We start from the raw sequence: 17,129 nt of genomic DNA on the forward strand, positions 1-17,129 counted from the left end.
CCAGGTCCATCAGGTCCAGCAGGTGTGGCCCCAAATCATGCAGCGGGCCGTACTCATCCCGCCAGCCCTGCCGGCCTTGCGCACTCAGGAAGCCCGAATCGAGGAACCCGCCGTGAAGGTAGCTTGCGGACACGCCCAGGATGGAGGCTTTGCTCCGAAGTTCGGCGGCGGCTGCAAGGAAGTCGCGGGTCCGCCGGTGGTAGCGCTTGGTGAGGACGACGGCAGTTGCCACGCCGTTGCGCCGCGCAGCTTCGGCGACAGCGGAGGCTTCGGCCATTGACGCCCCCAGCGGCTTTTCCAGCAGAAGGGCCAGCCCCGCATCGGCCGCCTGTGGTGCGAGTTCGGCCTGAACGGGTGGCGGGACAGCGAAGTCAACGGCTTCGCATGAGGCAAGGAGCTCCTCGAAGGAGGCGAAGGCCGGGACTTCATGCTGTCGTGCCAGCCGCGCGGCGTTGTCGGCGTGGGCAGACCAGACGCCGGTCAGTTCTGTTTCGGCGCCAGCGCTGTGCAGGGGTGCGTGCATGGTGGCCGCCCACTGTCCAGCTCCCACGAGCCCGACTTTGACAGGGGCGTAGTTGGGAGCGGAACGCCCGGAAGCGGAGTCGGAAAGCATGTGATGAAGATACTGCACATTCTGCCTAACGTCTATACACAAGTGGGCTAGCGCTTATGCTAATGTCGGTTACGTCACATCCTTTCAGGACCTCTCCGACCACCTAAGGACCGCTACAAAAGTGTCCCGCTTCCTTCGCATTGCTGCACCGCGCAGCGTCGCTGTCATTGACCAGCCGTCGGCCCCGCTGGAACCCGGCCAGGCACGTATCAGGACCATCTACTCCGGCATCTCGGCAGGCACTGAGCTGACGGCCTACCGGGGCACCAACCCCTACCTCACCTCTGTCTGGGATCCTCAGTCCCGACTGTTCCAGCCCGGGCACGAAGCGCTTGGATACCCGCTGGATGGCTGGGGCTACTCGGAAGTTGGCGAAGTCGTTGAGATTGCCCCGCCCGCACGCCAGGATGCCGGAGCCGCCGAAGCAGAACCTGCAGTGCGGGTGGGCGACGTCGTCTGGGGTATCTGGGGTCACCGCGACGAAGGGATCCTCGCTGCGGAGTCACTGCGCGGCCACGTGCTGCCGGAGGGGATAAACCCGCTGGCGGGCGCCTTCGTCCGGGTGGGGGCCATCGCATTGAACGCCGTCCTTGCCGCAGACCTTGGCCCCGGTTCCACGGTGGCCATCTTTGGCCAGGGCGTTATCGGGTTGCTGGCAACCCGCTTCGCAGTGCTGAACGGTGCAAGCGTCATTGCAGTGGATGGCATCGAGAACCGCCGCGACCGCGCCCTGGCCTGGGGTGCCGAGGATGCCCTTAGCCCGTCGCCGGAACTGGCTGGCGAGATCCGCCGGATCACGAGCGGCGCCGGTGTGGACGTGGCCATCGAACTTAGCGGCAACTACCGGGCACTCCATGAGGCCACCCGGGCCGTGGGAGCGGACGGCACCGTCATCGCTGCCGGTTTCTACCAGGGCGAGGCTGCCGGTGTCCGCTTCGGTGAGGAGTTCCACCACAACCGCGTCCAGCTTCTGGCTTCCCAGATCGGCTCCGTTCCCAACCGCCTTCGTTCACGCTGGACGGTTCCGCGGCTGCAGCAGACGGTGGCGGACTATCTCGCCAAGGGGTTGCTGGATGCCCCGTCGCTAGTCACCCATACCTTCCCTCTCGCGGATGCCGCGAAGGCCTATGAACTGCTGGACACGGATCCCCAATCCGCGCTTCAGGTTGTATTGGAGTTCTCATGACGTTGATTACCGTGCAGGAACAGCACCTTTCCGGCAGCAGCCTGGAGGAAAAATTCGACCAGGCGTTAGCGTGGGGCTTCGGGGGGATTGAACTGCGGTCTGCAGGGAACCTGCAGTTCCAAGACCGGTTGCCCGAACTGCGGCGCGCCCGTGATGCAGGGGTGGTGATGCCCACCGCCTGTGTTGAGATGTCCCACTTTGTTGGGGCGTTCGATGACGCGCTCCGGAAGGACGCCGTCGCGCAACTGAAATCGCAGCTCAGCGTCATGGCGGAAATCGGCGGACGAGGGGTCATGACGCCGGCGTCCTACGGCATGTTCTCCAAGCGGTTGCCCCCGTTCGTGCCGCCACGGACTGACGAGGAGGATACGGCGGTCCTGGTGGAAGCCTTTACTGCTCTCGGTGAGCACGCGGCGTCAGAAGGAGTGGAGATCTACCTGGAACCACTCAACCGTTACGAGGACCATATGATCAACCGCCTCGCCGATGGCGTGCGGCTGCTAAAGCTCGTTGGCCAGGACGCGGTCCGGCTGGCACCTGACACGTATCACATGAACATCGAGGAAAGTGATCCTGCTGCAGCGCTGCAGGAGGCTGCCGCGTTCATCGGGCACATCCAGGCAAGTGACTCCAACCGATTGGAACCCGGCGCCGGCAACGTGGACTGGGCGCTGTTCGGCGCCACCCTTAAATCCATTGGGTACCAGGGGACCGTGGCCTTGGAATCCCGCCTCTCCGGCCCCGCAGAGGAAGTCCTGCCGCGCGTACCCTCCCTGCTGGGGCGCTACCTGTGAGCGCCGCAGCAGGCCCGGGTAACGGGGGCACCCCGGTGTCCGCCGGGCAAATCGCAGCCCGCTCCACTGCCGTCCTTGAATCCAACTGGCGCAAGACCCACACCGTCCCAGCCGCCGGCCTCTACCCGCACCAGTGGAGCTGGGATTCCTCCTTCATCGCCGTAGGCCTCAGCCGGGTGTCACCCCGCCGCGCCGGCCAGGAGATGGACGCCCTCTTCGCCGGGCAATGGGACGACGGCCGGCTGCCGCAGATCGTCTTCGACCCGCACCGGGACCAGGACTACTCACCCGGTGCATCCTTCTGGCAGTCCCGGCAAATCCCGGGTGCTCCGGAGTGGGTAGAAACGGCGGGTCTGATCCAGCCGCCCAACCACGCCTGGGCGGTGTGGAAGATCCACCAGGCCGACCCCGCCGAATCCCGCCGCCGGTCCTTCCTGGAACGGAACTACCCGAAGCTGGTCCGGTGGCACGCATACCTTTCCGGCCGCCGCAACAGGGGCGGGTCCGGGCTGGCGTCCATTGTGCACCCCTGGGAATCAGGCACGGACAACTCCCCGCTCTGGGACACCGTGATGACCCGCATCCCGGCGGACTGCAAAACCGAACTCAACCGCCCCGACCTGCAGCACGCGGACCCGGGCGAGCGTCCCAGCCAGAAGGAGTACGGCAAGTACTTCTGGATGGCCGAACGCTACCGGGACCATCACTGTGACGACGCCGATGCGCACTACCCGTTTTTGATGGAGGATCCGCTCTTCAACACCCTCCTGGCCGTTTCCGAACTCGCCCTGGCGGACATCGCGGCGGAACTCGGCCTGCCAGGCACCGCCCACCGGACGCGGGCCAAGCTCATCACCGCCGCCCTGGAGGAGCTCTACGTTCCGGAACTTGGCTGCTACTCAGCCCGCGATATCACCGATGGAAGCGTTGTCCACAAAGCCACCATCAACGGCCTGATCCCTTTGCTGCTGAGCGGCCACACCCACACCGATGACCTGCTCGCCACACTGAACGGGCCACGCTTTATGGCCGGTAAAGCGCTGCTCGTACCCAGCTATGACGCCACCGCCGATGACCACAACCCAGCCCTCTACTGGCGAGGACCAGCCTGGTTCAATATGTCCTGGATGGTGGCCGAGGCGCTGGAACGGGTGGGCCGCAGGGAGCAGTCGAACTACCTCCGCGGCAACATCGGCAGGCTTGCCGCCGAGCACGACTTCCCGGAATACGTCGACCCGTGGACCGGAGCCGCCCACGGCACCCGCAGCTTCAGCTGGACTGCCGCACTGGCATTAGAAACTACATACCCCAGGAGCGCTTCATGACCGCCCTCGCCCCTCCTTCCGCAGTCTCGGTTCTGGTGGCACAGGGCGCCATGATGCGCGGCGCCGCTGACGGCAGCGTCGGCAATGCCGCCGCCCCTGCGGTGGGGACCGAAGGCCTTTATGTGGCGGACACCCGCCTTTTGTCCCGCTGGATTCTGGAAATCGACGACTCCACCTTCTGGGAGGTGGGAAGCGTACGCGAACCGGGCCGTCGCCACACTGCCCTAAGCCCAGCGGCTCGGCGGAACCAGACCCACGACCTCGTCGCCTTCCGTACACAGGAACTGAACGCCGGTGGTCTCACGGAGACCCTGTCCATCCGCAACCTCGGGCGGGAGCCCATCACAGCGCGGCTGCAACTGCGGGCAGGAACGGATTTCGCTGACCAGTTCACTGTGCGCACCGACGGCCGGACCTTCGATCTCAGCGGCGCCACCAGCAGCCTGAAATTGCTCGACGACGGCTCCCTCACATTCGACTACACCCATACATTCGGCGGCCGGACCTTTAAAGCAGGACTGCATGTCACGGCCAGCACGACACCTTCCGTCTCGCCTGAACCGGAAGCCGGCCGATTTGTGGGCGCCGTCTTGTCATGGGACCTGCCACTGGCTGGCGGGGAGACGAAGACCCTGACGATAGCCGCCCTGTCCGTTGGGGATTCCCGTCCACCGGCTCCCACCCCGGCAGGAAGTGCTGCCGACGGAAGTGCTGGTGCTGTGGACCCGCTGGCACGGCAAAGCCTGAAGGACCTCGATTCGCTGCTGATGCCCTGCCCGGTGCAGCCCGCCCTGACCATTCCCGCGGCCGGGTTGCCCTGGTTCCTCACCCTTTTCGGCCGGGACTCCCTCCTGACGTCCATGCTCACCCGGGCTGAACGCCCGCAGCTGCTCGGCGATGTCGTGCGTGCCCTCGCCGCCACCCAAGGCACCGTCTACGATCCGCTGCGTGTGGAGCAGCCGGGCAAGATGGTCCACGAGGTGAGGGTCAGCGAGCTGGCACAGCTCGGCGCCGTGCCCTATGGCCGGTACTACGGCACAGTGGATTCCACGCCCCTGTTCCTGATGGCCCTAGGCTGCCTGGACGATCCCGTGCTGCTCCGTGAGCTTGAGCGCCCTGCCCGCGCCGCCGTGGAGTGGATTCTGGGTGACGGCGGCCTGTGGGACACCGGCTTCCTCCGCTACACTCCTGACCCCAACGGGCTGCTGCACCAGGGCTGGAAGGACTCCTTCGACGCTGTTGCCGACGCCGACGGCCGGGAGCCGGCCGGCGCCATCGCGCTGGCTGAAGTTCAGGGCTACACCTGGCGCGGCCTGCAGGAATGTGCCCGCCTAGCGGCAGAGCAGTGGGGGGACCAGGCCTGGGCGGACACCCTGCAGCAGGTCGCGAATGAGCTCAAGGCTCGCTTCCGCCAAGAGTTCTGGATGGAACAGCACAACTTCCCCGCTTTGGCAGTGGACGGCGATGGCTGGCAGGTGAACGCACTGGCCTCCAACGCCGGGCACCTTCTCTGGACGGGAATTCTCGACCCGGAGGACGCCCGGGCGGTGACCTCACGGCTACTTCGGGAGGATTTCTTCACCGGCTGGGGTATCCGCACCCTCGCCACCGGACAGCGCTACTATCACCCGATGTCCTACCACAACGGCTCTGTCTGGCCGCATGACACGATGCTGGCAGCCGAAGGAATGGCCGCGTACGGCTTCTTGGCTGACGCAGAAAGAGTCGCGGACGGCATGCGGGAAGCAGCCATGCACTTTGGTAACAGCCTGCCGGAGTTATTCGGAGGGTTCTCCCGCGCCGATTTCCCCGTGCCTGTGCAGTACCACCATGCAGGCTCACCCCAGGCCTGGGCCGCCGCCGCCGGACTGGCTGCCGTCCGCCTGACAGGAGGGGCGAACGCGGCAGTCGGTGGATACAGCGGCGCTCCAGGCACCACAGTCCCCGCGGCCACCCCCGCAAACACCGGGCCGGCAGAAACTGTCGGCTCCGCAGGCGGGTGAACGATTTGGAGAAGCAGACCGAGGGGCGCAGTGCCGGAATGGTGGAGGTCAGAGTGCAGGAAGCAGGCCAGGTCCGCGAGGCACTCGCAGGTGCCGTACTCGAGGTGCGGGAGGCAGCCGACAGGTACTCCACAGGCATCATGATCACCGATGTCGGCGAGGGCTGCTACGTGGTGCGGGCGCATCCGGCCGTGCCCCACGGATTGATACGGGAAACAACCTAGGCTTGCGACACGCTCTCAGGACGAGGCAAAGGAACTCACTAACTTATGCCTCTGCCGAACCTCTCCACGTCGGTTTAGGCACGGATACATCAGTTGGGCGGCCTAGGCGGTTTCCAACGATCTCCGCGGCCTCGCCGATTTCCCTCGCATCCGAGTGATTAGAACCCCGAGAGATCCATAACAAAGGGAAGAAGAAGCACATGACCGGTACTTGGTTCGCCGTCGAGAATAACAATGAACAGCTATTCTCGGTCGACGAAGTAAAAGTCTCCTTCCGAAAGGATCCACACATCGCGAGAGTATGGACTATGTCGTATACCCAACTGTCCGATCTCCAGAGCGCCATCGAAGCCCACCGGCCGACGGCCTGAGAACTCATCCTTGGGCGGGCGGAAAGGACTTCTCGTTCCAACGTAAATCAAATCCGGTGTTCCGATGGAGCCTTCGCTGGCCAATGGGGCTCCAAGTACCTGCTTAAGGTTCGGGGGGTGGGACGTGCCGCTCCCAATCAGTCGGCTGGCCCCCATGAGGGGAAATTGACTCTTTGGGGTCCGTCCACGACGACGTTGACTCGCCCGCCGCGGGAGACGGTACAGATCCGGTCGATGCTTGCCTCGACGTCGAAGCAGCCGCTGAGCATCTGGCGACCGTCTGGTGACCACACTCCCTTGAAAAATTTCAGCCGGGTTGTTGCATTCTGAAGGATACGCAGGTCGCTTCCGTCCGGACGGACGGCGAGAATTGAACCAGAACCTGGTGCTGTAGGGCTCTCTGGTGCGATGTTGAAGGTGATCAGTCGGCCGTCGGGGGACCAGTCGGGATGCTCCAAGCCGGCCCGTGGCGCTAGCACTTTTCGAAGGCCCGTACCGTCGGAGTTGATCACGTAGATTGCTTCGAGTTGCCCGTCAGGGCTGTCCCCGAAGATGCGGCCGAATGCGATTCTGGTCCCATCGGGAGAGAACACCGGCTCGACATCCAAGGCACCGTCTGTGAGCTGTCGAGGATCAGATCCGTCTGCACCCATGACCCAGATGGATATGGCGAAATTCGCTTCATCAACCGGGAACGGAAATCCGTTATAAGCAATCGATTGACCGTCGGGAGACCACTGGGGACTTTCCTGCACTCCCGCTGCTGACGTAACTGCTGTCCGGTGCTGCCCATCAGGATCGATGGTCGCGATGTGCACGCCGGTGTCGTCGATGAAGTCAAAAGCAATCCGGTTGCCGTCCGGCGCCCAATCTGAGAAATTAGCCTGGTCTTCGGTCAAGCGCCGCTGTCGAGAGCCGTCGGATTCAGCCACCCACAGGCTCAGACCGGCCAACGCCGGATCGAACCGGCCAAAAGCGATGTCTCCATTTTCCGGGCCCCGACGGTCATCGCCCCTGGAGGCTGTGGCAGGAATGGGACCCGTCAAACATAGAGCCGACGCCAGTAAGGCGATGAGGGCTGGCCTGATGCTCATGCACTTCTCCTTCAATCGTCCCGGCACCGCTGTCGGGGCTTGACTACGTTGAAGGAGACCTCTTCGTGTGGGTCACACTCCTCTCAGGAACGGCGCTGTCAAGACTTCGACGTTTCGGGGAAGTTTGCTATCTCCGCTGCATTCTCGGTCGCCCAAGCCATCCTGGACATAGTGGCCGCCGTAGCTCGTATTAGAGATGTAAAGGACTCAGCGGGCGCTGGCGCCAGTGGAGCGGGCAAGCGCGGCGGCCACGTACGCGGCGTCGCGGCCCACCCCGTAGATGGTCATGGAGCTCAACGCGAACTGAAAGGGGAGGCCCATGAAGCTGAGCCCGGCCCAGTCCTCTGACATTCCGCGTGTGTGCCGTGGCAGCCCATCCTCGTCCACCGGGAGGTCCTGGATCCAGGTGAAGTCGTGCCGGAAGCCCGTGGCCCACAGCACCGAGGAGACCGTGAGGACCCGACCGTCCTCAAGGTCGGGCTGCCCGTCCCTGGTGCCGGCAAGCCGGGCGCCGCGCGCAGCGCCGGCGGCCATGAGGTCCTCCGGGCTGATGCCGATGAGAGGTCCGCCGCCGCCGCGGATGACATCCCGCACGGACCCGCGTCCGATGGGCGTGGCCCGGGTGAAGACGTGGTGGAAGATCGCCAGCAGCAGCCCGAAGGCGTGGTCGGACACGACGCGCGGAACCCTTGGGGTGGGCTTGCCGGCCACGGTGACGTCCCGACCGGAGCGGGCAAGCTCGACGCCGAGCTGGACTCCGGAGGTGCCGCAGCCGACGACGAGGACCGGCCCCTCGGGCAGGTCGGTGGGCCGGTGGTAGGCGGAGCTGTGCAGCTGGGCTATCGACGGATCCAGATCCTGGCCGATTGTCGGGATGCGGGGGTGCGTGGCGAAGCCGGTGGCGACGACGACGCGCCGGGCAAGCCATGCGCCCTCATCCGTCTCGGCCGTGAAGCCGGCGCCTGTCGCAGTGCGTTTGAGGCCGCGGACATGCGTGTGCGGATGCAGCGGGACATTGAATCTCTCGGCATATTCGTCGAGATAGCCGCCGAACTCTGAGCCTCTCGGGAGATAGCGCCGGGGCGCCGGGAAGGGCATCCCGGGGAGCGAGGACAAATGCGCTGGTGTGAAGAGCCTCAGCGTGTCCCAGCGGTCCCGCCACACGTCTCCCGGGGCTGCGCGGCCGTCGACGACGGCATGCTCGACCCCGTGCAGCGCGAGCTCCCGGCTCACCGCTAGGCCGCATTGACCCGCGCCGATCACGAGCGTGTCTGTCTGCCTGTCACCCAGTGCCCATCACCCCTTCAGAAACCCGATCCGAGCCCGCACGCTCGCCCCTGAACTGACGCAATCGCGCTGCTAAAGGGGAACCTGCTCCTCTACCGTTACTCGTATATTGCGCATTACCCGCCTCGTTAGCTTCCGACCGCTGCCCAAAGTCACGGCGCTCCATGATGGACTTACTACCCACGTCCATGGCACCGGGCGTGACGCGGCGTATGGCCACAACCTCCTTTTCCCACAACGGCTGAGTCTCAAGAATTCTCGTTCCCACAACGTCGAAGACTCCAGAAGGAGGTCGGCTGACATAGATTGAATCCGTATATCGCAGCATGGTGCGCCTTCCTGAGCCCGCGATCGAAACAGGGTATATGCCAAGTCAGGCGGATGTCCCGCCACCTGGCTTTCCCAGCTGTTCTCAGTCTCTGCCGCCTGACGGTCTTCCGCCAGTGCCGGATGCGGATGCCCTGAGAGGTGCGTTTTGTAGCGGAAGATGTCGCCGCAGCCATGCCGTGCCAACGATCAAGAAAGAGTCGAATTCGAGGCGGCTGTCGCTGAGGCGCTTGCCTCAGTCCAGTTGGTGCTCACTCGGAAGCGAAGCCTGCATCATTTGTCTCCTCGCCGGGAGCACAGGCAAGTTAGGCCTCGGCGCTTAGCGGTCTTTGCAGCGCGAGGTGGAGCATCGGCAGAACATGACAGTAACGCAAGTGGGGAGCAGCAGTGGGTAACCGAAGCAAAGGAATGGCGCAGGACCGGGAATACGCGTCAATGATGGAAGATTCGCTTTATGCTGCCCATGCCGGGAAACATCCACCGGCGGACTTGTGGCCAAGCCGCTGGACTGTAAGGAAGCGATGATGACTCGACCAAAGGGACGTCGGGCCAGGACGGCACCTGCGCCGGTTGACCGGAGCAAATTCGTCCACATCGACCGGCCAAGTAACGCATCGCTCCATGGTGCGGTCATTGTGGGATGGATCCTATGGATGGGCGCCGGAGCCACCATCGCCTCCTGCTCATTGCTCCCCTTAAGCCCGGATGCGGAGATTCTTTATCTAATCGCGGCCATCATCGGTGCTGCCTTGGGCGGAGTCATCTACGTACGGACGAACTTGCGCGACGGCAGGCGCCGGCGGGACGACTTTGTCAGGTCGGGCGGCGACCCGACCGGCATGAGCGACATGATGTTCGGCGTTATGCGCGGAAAACGAACCGAGGAAGGCAAGTGGATAGTCCCCGAGCAAGGTTCCGGGGACTACCAAGGCATCTGACTTCTCAGGTGATGCGTCCGGTCAGTCCCCGGTCAGGCCGGGCTGACGAGCACAATGATGACGTGAAGGGGTCACACTTGACGACTCTCGCCAACCGGGCGACGGCATCCCATCAACTGCTCGTCCACAGGTGTCCCGACGGGGTCTCGTCGGGACACTTCCTTTTAATGTCCGCCTGACGGCCTGCGAAGCCGGCAGCCCTGGTGTCCTTAAAACAGCGGCCAGGGCACCGCGGGCATGTCACCGCTCGGAGCCGGAAACCGCCCCGTCAACCGTAACCGGGTGCAGCGCGCGGCGAGTGAGGCAATTTCTCCGGCGCTGAGCAACTTCGCGAGGTTTCGGCCCAGCTCACCGTGCAGTCCTTCGATGACGCGATCGACGCCGTCGCATTCCTGGTCGGTCAGGGTCTCTCCCAGCCACCCCCACAGCACCGTGCGCAGCTTGTGGTCGCGGTGAAAGGTGAGTCCATGGTCCACGCCGTGCCGGTGTCGGTCCGGCATGGCAAGGATGTGATCGCCTTTGCGGTCGGCGTTGTTGACGACCACGTCGAACACCGCCATGCGCCTGAGCTCCGCGGTGTCCTCGTGGACGAGGGCGACCATCCGTCCGGTCTCATCCTGGCCCTCGAGGACATGCTTCCACCCGGTCTCCGGTACGTCGCCGGCAGCAACGAGATCCACCGCGTTCTGGTCGGGGTCGGCGTCCTGCCACAGCTGCACCATTCCCTCGCCCAAAGGACCATCGCGGAGCCAGGTGCGTGGCACGACGTTCCAGCCGAGGACCTCAGAGACCAGGTAGGCGGCAACCTCCCGGTGGGCAAGGAAGCCGTCGGGAAAATCCCACAGCGGTTTCTCCCCGGCTATCGGCTTATAAACAACCGTGGTGTCGCCGATGGTGCCCACAAAGGTGGCATTCGACGCCGTCCTGATCCGCCCCGTGAGCGTCAGCTCGGCAGTCAGCAGGTCGGGCGCGGGCATCAGACCTCGGGCAGGGTGCAGACGTGCCCGTCGGCGTCCACGGGATAACCGCAGAGCGGGCATGCGGGACGCCCGGCGCCCACCACCTCACGGGTCCGCTTGGCGAATGCGCGGGCGGCGCCAACCGGCATCCGCACCAGCAACATTTCGGGCACTTCGCCGCCGTTCGCATCAATCGGTTCGTCGTCCTCATCTACATCGATGATCGGGTATGCCTCTATGACCACCTGGGCCGTCGTCGGGTCCCAACCCAGGGTCATGGCACCGGTTCGGAACTGCTCCTCGACCGCCTCGAGCTGGTCGTTGTCGACGAGTTCGATGGGAGTACCGGTGGGAACGCTGAAAGGGTTGCCCTCGAGGGTGAGGAGCTGATCGAGGATTTCGTCAATCTTCTCTGCAAGCTGGGCCGACTGCTGCTTCTCCAGCGCAATGCTCACAATTTGCTTGCCCGTGCGTACCTGCAGGTAAAACGTGCGTGACCCTGGAACGCCGACGGTACCGATGACAACCCGGTCAGGCCAGGCAAACTCGTGAACAAGTGTGGGCATGTCAGTATTTTAGGCACATAAGGTTACTGCGCCGTCTGTCCGGCACCGCCACCCACCGGCGCATCGCCGGAGTTGACGCCTTTCGACAGCCATGACAGATCCCCTGCGTCGGTGTTTGTCGCATAGACGCTCGGCCGAACAGCACCATAGTGCACGATCGATACGGAGGCCGGGCCCACGTTGATGCGCTGGAACAGGTCGAGGTGCATACCCAACGCGTCGGCAAGGATTGCTTTGATGATGTCACCGTGACTCACTGCCACCCACACGGCTCCTGGCCCGTACTCGGACTCGAAGGCTGCATCGTGCCGTCGGATTGCTGCTACCGACCGGGCCTGCATCGCCGCCATGGATTCACCGCCGGGAAACACGACGGCGGACGGCTGCGACTGCACGGCCGCCCACAGGTCTTCGGTGGCGAGATCGGTGAGCATGCGGCCCTGCCACTGGCCATAATCGCACTCGGTGAGATCGGGATCGGTGGGCGCAGAAGGACTACCAGCCTGGCGATCGAGGATGAGCTGGGCGGTTTGCCGGCAACGCTCGAGGGGGCTCGATACCACCCCGGCCAAGGGCACAGCTGCGAGTCTGTCCCCGGTCAAGGCTGCCTGCTCGCGCCCGAACGGGTCCAAACTGACGCCGGCCGCCCTGCCCGCCAGCAGTCCAGCGGCGTTGGCTGTGGTGCGGCCATGCCGCACGAGAATAACTGTCGCCATCCATACAGCCTAACCAGCGTTCTTCGCTGAAAGTGGCAGAGCACCGCAGAACTCAGTAGCGTCGTTCCCGCAAAGCATTCTCCGGCAGTTAGGTACTCCTTGGGCAAGAACAGTAAAAACCGTCGCTCCGGCAAGGGTTCGGCGGGACAACGCCGCCCGGGGCCGGTCTCCCTCAGTTCCTTCCGTGCCGCCCGCGCCCTGGACGCATTGGCGCCGGCCTATGTCCAATGGTTCGACGACGGCACCCCCGGAGCGGGCGCCGCTGCCCTGCAATACCTGAAGCTGATGGAACCCACCATCAGCCGGTATCTGGAGACCACTGCTGCGCCCGACGTGACAAGCTTCGACCCGGCTGCCCTGGCCAACGCCGTCGGGGAGGAAGTCACCGCCGCCGGACGTGTGCAGGACCCCGAAACCGCTGACCCGGAACAGGCTGCCCTGATCGTTGATTCTGTCCGCAGTTACCTCGAGTTCCTGTCTGAAACCGGCCGGTGGACCGGGCCGGCGGAGCAGTTGGCCGAAGCCCTGGACTTCTTCGACAGCCTTGCCGACGGCGACGACGGACAGGACTCCATCGAGGTTCCGGACATTCCCCAGGAGCAGGCACTGGCAGCCTTCACCGCACTGCCTCTGATCCAGAAAGCAACAGCCCTGCTTCGATGGATCGGCGACGGGAAGCCCGTGACCGGAACGGGCGCGCTTCGCCTGAAGGACATCGAGGAAGCCGCCGCTTGCGTCGGCGTGTCGGCCAGGGGCGGCACCAGGCGGGCAGATGAGCCCGGCGATGTCCCAACCGTGCGCAGCATGTACGAGGTGCCCCTGCTTGCCGAAATCTGGGCCACGCTTCAGACCGCCGAGCTAATAAGGGTCAAGCCGACGAAAGTAGTGCCCTTCGAGGATCCCGCGCACTTCCTGGACGGCAGCGTCGCGGAGCAGCTGGACGACTTCACCATGTTCACGTCATGCTTCCTGGAGCACGCCGTGCTGCGGCTTGATCCCGAGGAGCCCTGGGAGCATCCACTCTCCGCAGTGCAGGTGTCCATCCTGCTGGCGGCAGCCACGGCGGAACCACCGTCAGTGGAACGCATGAAGGCAGCCCCAGATCGTGCGCAGGAAGCCGAGAAGGCTGCCGTCACCGAATTGACCAGTGTGGCCATGGCCCGGTTGGAGGAACTTTCAAAACTCGGGCTGCTGACCATTGACACCCATTTCCGGGTGCCCCCGGCGCTTATCGGCTGCGTCGCTGATACTTTCGACCATCCATCGCTACTGGCAGAGCTTGGTCTGGGAGCGGCTCCGGACGATGAAGCGGAAGCGGGCTGACAGCCGGGTTCAGCCGCCGACGACGTCGAGCGCCAGGAGTTGCGCGCCCTCACCTTCAGCGATGATCGCCAAAGCCGTGCCCGCCTCAGCAGGGAACACGAGGTCCGTGATGGTGGCCAGCCCGTCCTGGGCGAAGACCTCCACTGAGCAACGGTCAAGGTAGGCGCGAAGGCGGAGGCGGCCGTCCTGCAACGGGACGGCCACCGTCTCAATGGAGGCGAAGGTCCCGTGGAAATCCACGTGCCCTGACGCGCGCCGGTCCAGGCGCAGCATTCCTTCCGCCACATCGTAGGTGAGCAGCGTGGCCTGGGCGCCGCCCGCGCGGAGCATCAGTCCCACCCGGGTCGCGGTGCCCGGCTCGAACTCAACATCGATGCGCGCCACTGTTCCGGTGACCGGAAGTTCCAGCGTCCCCGGCACCAACCGCTGCGGTCCCAGGTGGAAGCTTCCAAGCTCCGATCCTTCGAAGGGATCGACAGCCGTCTGCCGGAGCACCACCTCGCCGTCCACTCGGGTCAGCAAAACTTCCCGCGGCAACGACATTGCACTCCGCCAGCCGCCGGTGGGGGTGGAACCCGCATAGTCCCAGTTACTCATCCACCCGATCATGATGCGCCGGCTGTCAGGCACATTGCTGAAGGAGACGGCTGCGTAGTAGTCACGTCCCCAATCCAGCCAGCCGTACTCGCGCATCCGGCTGCCGTCCTTCTGGAGGCCCTCGGTGACGGTCGATTCGGACCTGAACGTCACGCCGTCGAACCCGCCCAGGAAGTACTGCCCGGCTGAGCCGCCGGCAATTCCTCCCGGGTTGATGTTCACGATGAGGACCCACTTCCTGTCCTCCGGGTTCCCGTCCACGGGCAGCTCGAACAGGTCGGGGCACTCCCACACTCCGCCGGTGGCGTTCGCAGGCCCGAACGTGCTCAGGTACTCCCAGGCCTTCAGGTCCGCGGACTTGTAGAGCACCACCTGCCGCTCCACCGCCTCGACGGCGGCCATGACCCAGTAACTTCCGGCGGCGCCGTCGTACCAAAAAACCTTGGGGTCCCGGAAATCGGCCGAGGCGCGGTCCAGGACCGGGTTGCCCTGGTATTTCGTCCAGGTCCTGCCCTCGTCCACGCTGTAGGCGAGGGACTGGGCCTGCCGGCCGGCCAACGGTGAGTCACCACCGTAGGCGCTGGTATAGACAGCCACGAGCGGCGGGTTCCGGGCAGTGCCGAATCCGCTGCTGTTGTTCCGGTCGAATACCACTGAGCCGGAGAAGATGGCCTCCTGCGCGTCGCAGGGAATGGCCACCGGCTGCTCCTCCCAGTGCAGCAGATCCCGGGAGGTGGCGTGGCCCCAGGACATGTTGCCCCAGTCCGTGCCGAAGGGGTTGTGCTGGTAGAAGAGGTGGTAGGTCCCGTTGAGGTAGACCAGCCCGTTGGGATCGTTGAGCCAGTTGCGTTCGGCGGCGTAGTGCCATGCGGGGCGGAACCGGTCCCTCGACGGAACTGTCGGGGCGGCGGCGGACGCGGGAGCCGCCGTCGTCGTCAATGGATTCATTGTGGCCTAGCCCTTCACGCCGCTGGAGGCGATGCTGTTGACGAAGGAACGCTGGAAGGCGATGAACAGCACCACCACGGGAACGGTGATGAGGGATGCGTACGCCATGACCTCGCCCCAGGAGACGTTCAGCTGGAAGAAGTACTGGATGCCGATCATCACCGGGCGCAGTTCCTCGGACTGGACCACCATGAGCGGCCAGAGGTAGGAGTTCCAGGCCGGCAGGAAGGTCAGGATCGCCACGGTGGCGGTGGCTGGGCCGGACAGCGGCATGACCACCTGGCGGTAGATCTTGAACCAGCCGGCGCCGTCGATCCGCGCGGCCTCGTCCAGTTCCTTGGGAATGGACTCGAAGTACTGGTGGAACAGGTAGATCGAGAAGGCGTTGGCGATGAAGGGGATGATCTGGACCTGGTACGTGTCCAGCCAGCCCTTGGAGAATTCGAGGCTGAAGCCGTTCAGCTCGAAGTAGGGGAGCTGGTTGACCCACCACACCAACGGCAGGGCAAGGGTCTGGAAAGGAACGATCAGCGTGGCCAGGATCGCGGTGAAGACGATCTTCTTGCCACGGACCTGCATGCGGGAGAGGGCGAAGGCGCACAGGCTGTTGACGAAGATCCCGAGGATCACGGTGACGGCGGAGACGCCTACCGAGTTAAGCAGGAAGCGGGCGGCCGGGACGCGGTCGAAGACGGCGGTGTAGTTGTCGAAGGAGATGTTGCCCACCGGCAGGAATGCGGCCAGGGAGGACATGTCGCCGAAGATCTGCTGGTCCGGCTTCAGGGAGGACACGAGCATAAAAACGATGGGGAACGCGGCGACGACGGCGAAGAGGATCCGCACCAGCATGGTGCCGGCGTTTTTCAGGAGCAGTTGGTTTTTCATGTCAGTCTTTCTCCCGCGTAAGGTAGCGCTGCACCGCGGAGACGATCAGCACGAGGACGAAGAACACCAGCGAGATGGCGGAGGCGTAGGAAGTTTCCTGCTGCCGGTAGCCGGACTGGACAGCCTCGTAAATGATGGTGGTGGTCGAGTCCATGGGACCGCCCTGCGTCATAACGCTGATCTGGTCGAAGAGCCCAAGGGCCTGGATGGTGATGGTGACAAGGACCAGGCTGCGCGTGTGGAAGAGGCCGGGCCACGTGACGTAGCGGAACTGCTGCCACCGGCTGGTGCCGTCCAGCTGCGAGGCCTCGTACAGTTCACCGGAGATGCCCTGGAGCCCGGCGAGCCAGATGATCATGTGGAATCCGGCCGCCTGCCAGATGGACAGGATGATGATGGCCGGCATTGCGGTGTTGGGGTCGCCGAGCCAGTCCGGGCCGTCGATCAGGCCGAAGCTGACGGCGGCGAGGATCTCGTTGATCAGGCCGTCCTTGCGGTACATGAACAGCCACAGCAGCGAGACCACCACCATGGAGGTGACCACGGGCAGGAAGTACACGGTGCGGAAGAAGTTCACGCCGCGGAATTTCTTGTTGATCAGCAGCGCCATCACCAGGGCCAGGCCGGACTGCACCGGAACGATGACGACGGTGAAGTAGGCGACGTTGAGCAGGGCACGGTAGAACGTGGGGTCCGAGAAGAGCCGGGCGAAGTTCTCCAGGCCCACGAATTCGACCGGACGCGGCGAGATGAGCCGCGCGTTGGTGAAGGCCAGACCGAAGCCAAGGACGGCCGGGATGAAGATGAAGGCGAGCAGCAGCAGTGCCGCCGGGGCGATCATGCCCCAGCCGCTGAGCTGTTCCCGGCGGAAGCCCGGGCGGCTGTGGGTCTTGGGGGCCTTGCCTTTCGCGTTCGACGGCGGCAGGGCAGTTTCAGGGGTGGCTGGACTTGGGCGTGTGGGAAGGGAAGCAGT

General features: G+C 64.5%; 16 protein-coding genes. 7 read left to right on the forward strand and 9 right to left on the reverse strand.

Annotation, left to right across the window (positions count from 1 at the left end):
* A partial coding sequence (locus tag P2Q66_RS06325; RefSeq protein WP_275726437.1) for a Gfo/Idh/MocA family oxidoreductase occupies nucleotides 1-613 on the reverse strand: 613 nt, incomplete at its 3' end.
* Between the two features lie 121 nt (nucleotides 614-734).
* On the opposite strand from P2Q66_RS06325, the gene P2Q66_RS06330 reads away from it, so the two are divergent.
* From P2Q66_RS06330 to P2Q66_RS06350, 5 genes are read left to right on the forward strand one after another with little or no spacing between them, the layout of a single operon-like run.
* Nucleotides 735-1,799, forward strand: a complete 1,065-nt coding sequence (locus P2Q66_RS06330; RefSeq protein ID WP_275726439.1) for a zinc-binding alcohol dehydrogenase — start codon at nucleotides 735-737, stop codon at nucleotides 1,797-1,799.
* Nucleotides 1,796-2,593 (forward strand): sugar phosphate isomerase/epimerase family protein, encoded by a 798-nt coding sequence (locus P2Q66_RS06335; RefSeq protein ID WP_115525702.1) that lies wholly within the window; start codon nucleotides 1,796-1,798, stop codon nucleotides 2,591-2,593. Before P2Q66_RS06330 ends, P2Q66_RS06335 begins: the two co-directional genes overlap by 4 nt.
* Nucleotides 2,590-3,918, forward strand: a complete 1,329-nt coding sequence (locus P2Q66_RS06340) for a hypothetical protein (protein ID WP_275726440.1) — start codon at nucleotides 2,590-2,592, stop codon at nucleotides 3,916-3,918. The genes P2Q66_RS06335 and P2Q66_RS06340 overlap by 4 nt, the downstream gene beginning before the upstream one ends.
* Nucleotides 3,915-5,921 carry a glycogen debranching N-terminal domain-containing protein gene (locus P2Q66_RS06345; protein WP_275726441.1) on the forward strand — a complete coding sequence of 669 codons (2,007 nt, stop codon included), beginning with the start codon at nucleotides 3,915-3,917 and terminating at the stop codon, nucleotides 5,919-5,921. The genes P2Q66_RS06340 and P2Q66_RS06345 overlap by 4 nt, the downstream gene beginning before the upstream one ends.
* Nucleotides 5,922-5,959: 38 nt before the next feature.
* A complete protein-coding gene (locus P2Q66_RS06350; protein WP_275726442.1) occupies nucleotides 5,960-6,145 on the forward strand; it encodes a hypothetical protein in 186 nt (61 codons plus the stop codon).
* Between the two features lie 508 nt (nucleotides 6,146-6,653).
* Here the strand turns inward: P2Q66_RS06350 and P2Q66_RS06355 are convergent.
* Nucleotides 6,654-7,610 (reverse strand): hypothetical protein, encoded by a 957-nt coding sequence (locus P2Q66_RS06355; RefSeq protein WP_275726443.1) that lies wholly within the window; start codon nucleotides 7,608-7,610, stop codon nucleotides 6,654-6,656.
* 207 nt (nucleotides 7,611-7,817) lie between these two features.
* Entirely contained in the window at nucleotides 7,818-8,873 is a 1,056-nt protein-coding gene (locus P2Q66_RS06360) for an NAD(P)/FAD-dependent oxidoreductase (RefSeq protein WP_258868573.1), read from the reverse strand.
* 872 nt (nucleotides 8,874-9,745) lie between these two features.
* Here P2Q66_RS06360 and P2Q66_RS06365 point away from each other — a divergent pair.
* A complete protein-coding gene (locus P2Q66_RS06365; protein ID WP_275726445.1) occupies nucleotides 9,746-10,162 on the forward strand; it encodes a hypothetical protein in 417 nt (138 codons plus the stop codon).
* Nucleotides 10,163-10,371: 209 nt separating this feature from the next.
* Here the strand turns inward: P2Q66_RS06365 and P2Q66_RS06370 are convergent, their stop codons facing one another.
* From P2Q66_RS06370 to P2Q66_RS06380, 3 genes are read right to left on the reverse strand one after another with little or no spacing between them, the layout of a single operon-like run.
* The gene (locus tag P2Q66_RS06370) at nucleotides 10,372-11,139 is read right to left on the reverse strand and encodes an SCO1664 family protein (protein WP_275726447.1); all 768 of its coding nucleotides are present in this window, start codon (nucleotides 11,137-11,139) and stop codon (nucleotides 10,372-10,374) included.
* Entirely contained in the window at nucleotides 11,139-11,687 is a 549-nt protein-coding gene (locus P2Q66_RS06375; RefSeq protein WP_275726449.1) for a DUF3090 domain-containing protein, read from the reverse strand. The genes P2Q66_RS06370 and P2Q66_RS06375 overlap by 1 nt, the downstream gene beginning before the upstream one ends.
* 23 nt (nucleotides 11,688-11,710) lie before the next feature.
* Complete coding sequence (locus P2Q66_RS06380) at nucleotides 11,711-12,403, reverse strand: MSMEG_4193 family putative phosphomutase (protein ID WP_275726450.1); 693 nt, start codon at nucleotides 12,401-12,403, stop codon at nucleotides 11,711-11,713.
* A gap of 99 nt (nucleotides 12,404-12,502) precedes the next feature.
* Here P2Q66_RS06380 and P2Q66_RS06385 point away from each other — a divergent pair, with 99 nt between their 5' ends.
* A complete protein-coding gene (locus P2Q66_RS06385; RefSeq protein ID WP_275726451.1) occupies nucleotides 12,503-13,726 on the forward strand; it encodes a hypothetical protein in 1,224 nt (407 codons plus the stop codon).
* A gap of 9 nt (nucleotides 13,727-13,735) precedes the next feature.
* Here P2Q66_RS06385 and P2Q66_RS06390 read toward each other — a convergent pair whose 3' ends face one another.
* The 3 genes from P2Q66_RS06390 to P2Q66_RS06400 are packed head-to-tail and all read right to left on the reverse strand — an operon-like array spanning nucleotide 13,736 to nucleotide 17,081.
* Entirely contained in the window at nucleotides 13,736-15,271 is a 1,536-nt protein-coding gene (locus tag P2Q66_RS06390) for a glycoside hydrolase family 32 protein (RefSeq protein ID WP_275726453.1), read from the reverse strand.
* A gap of 6 nt (nucleotides 15,272-15,277) precedes the next feature.
* A complete protein-coding gene (locus tag P2Q66_RS06395) occupies nucleotides 15,278-16,156 on the reverse strand; it encodes a carbohydrate ABC transporter permease (RefSeq protein WP_079596273.1) in 879 nt (292 codons plus the stop codon).
* A 1-nt stretch (nucleotide 16,157) separates the two neighbouring features.
* Nucleotides 16,158-17,081, reverse strand: a complete 924-nt coding sequence (locus P2Q66_RS06400; protein ID WP_275726456.1) for a sugar ABC transporter permease — start codon at nucleotides 17,079-17,081, stop codon at nucleotides 16,158-16,160.
* Nucleotides 17,082-17,129: the final 48 nt, after the last annotated feature.

The organism is Arthrobacter sp. Cr_A7 (assembly GCF_029222765.1).
Classification (GTDB): domain Bacteria; phylum Actinomycetota; class Actinomycetes; order Actinomycetales; family Micrococcaceae; genus Arthrobacter.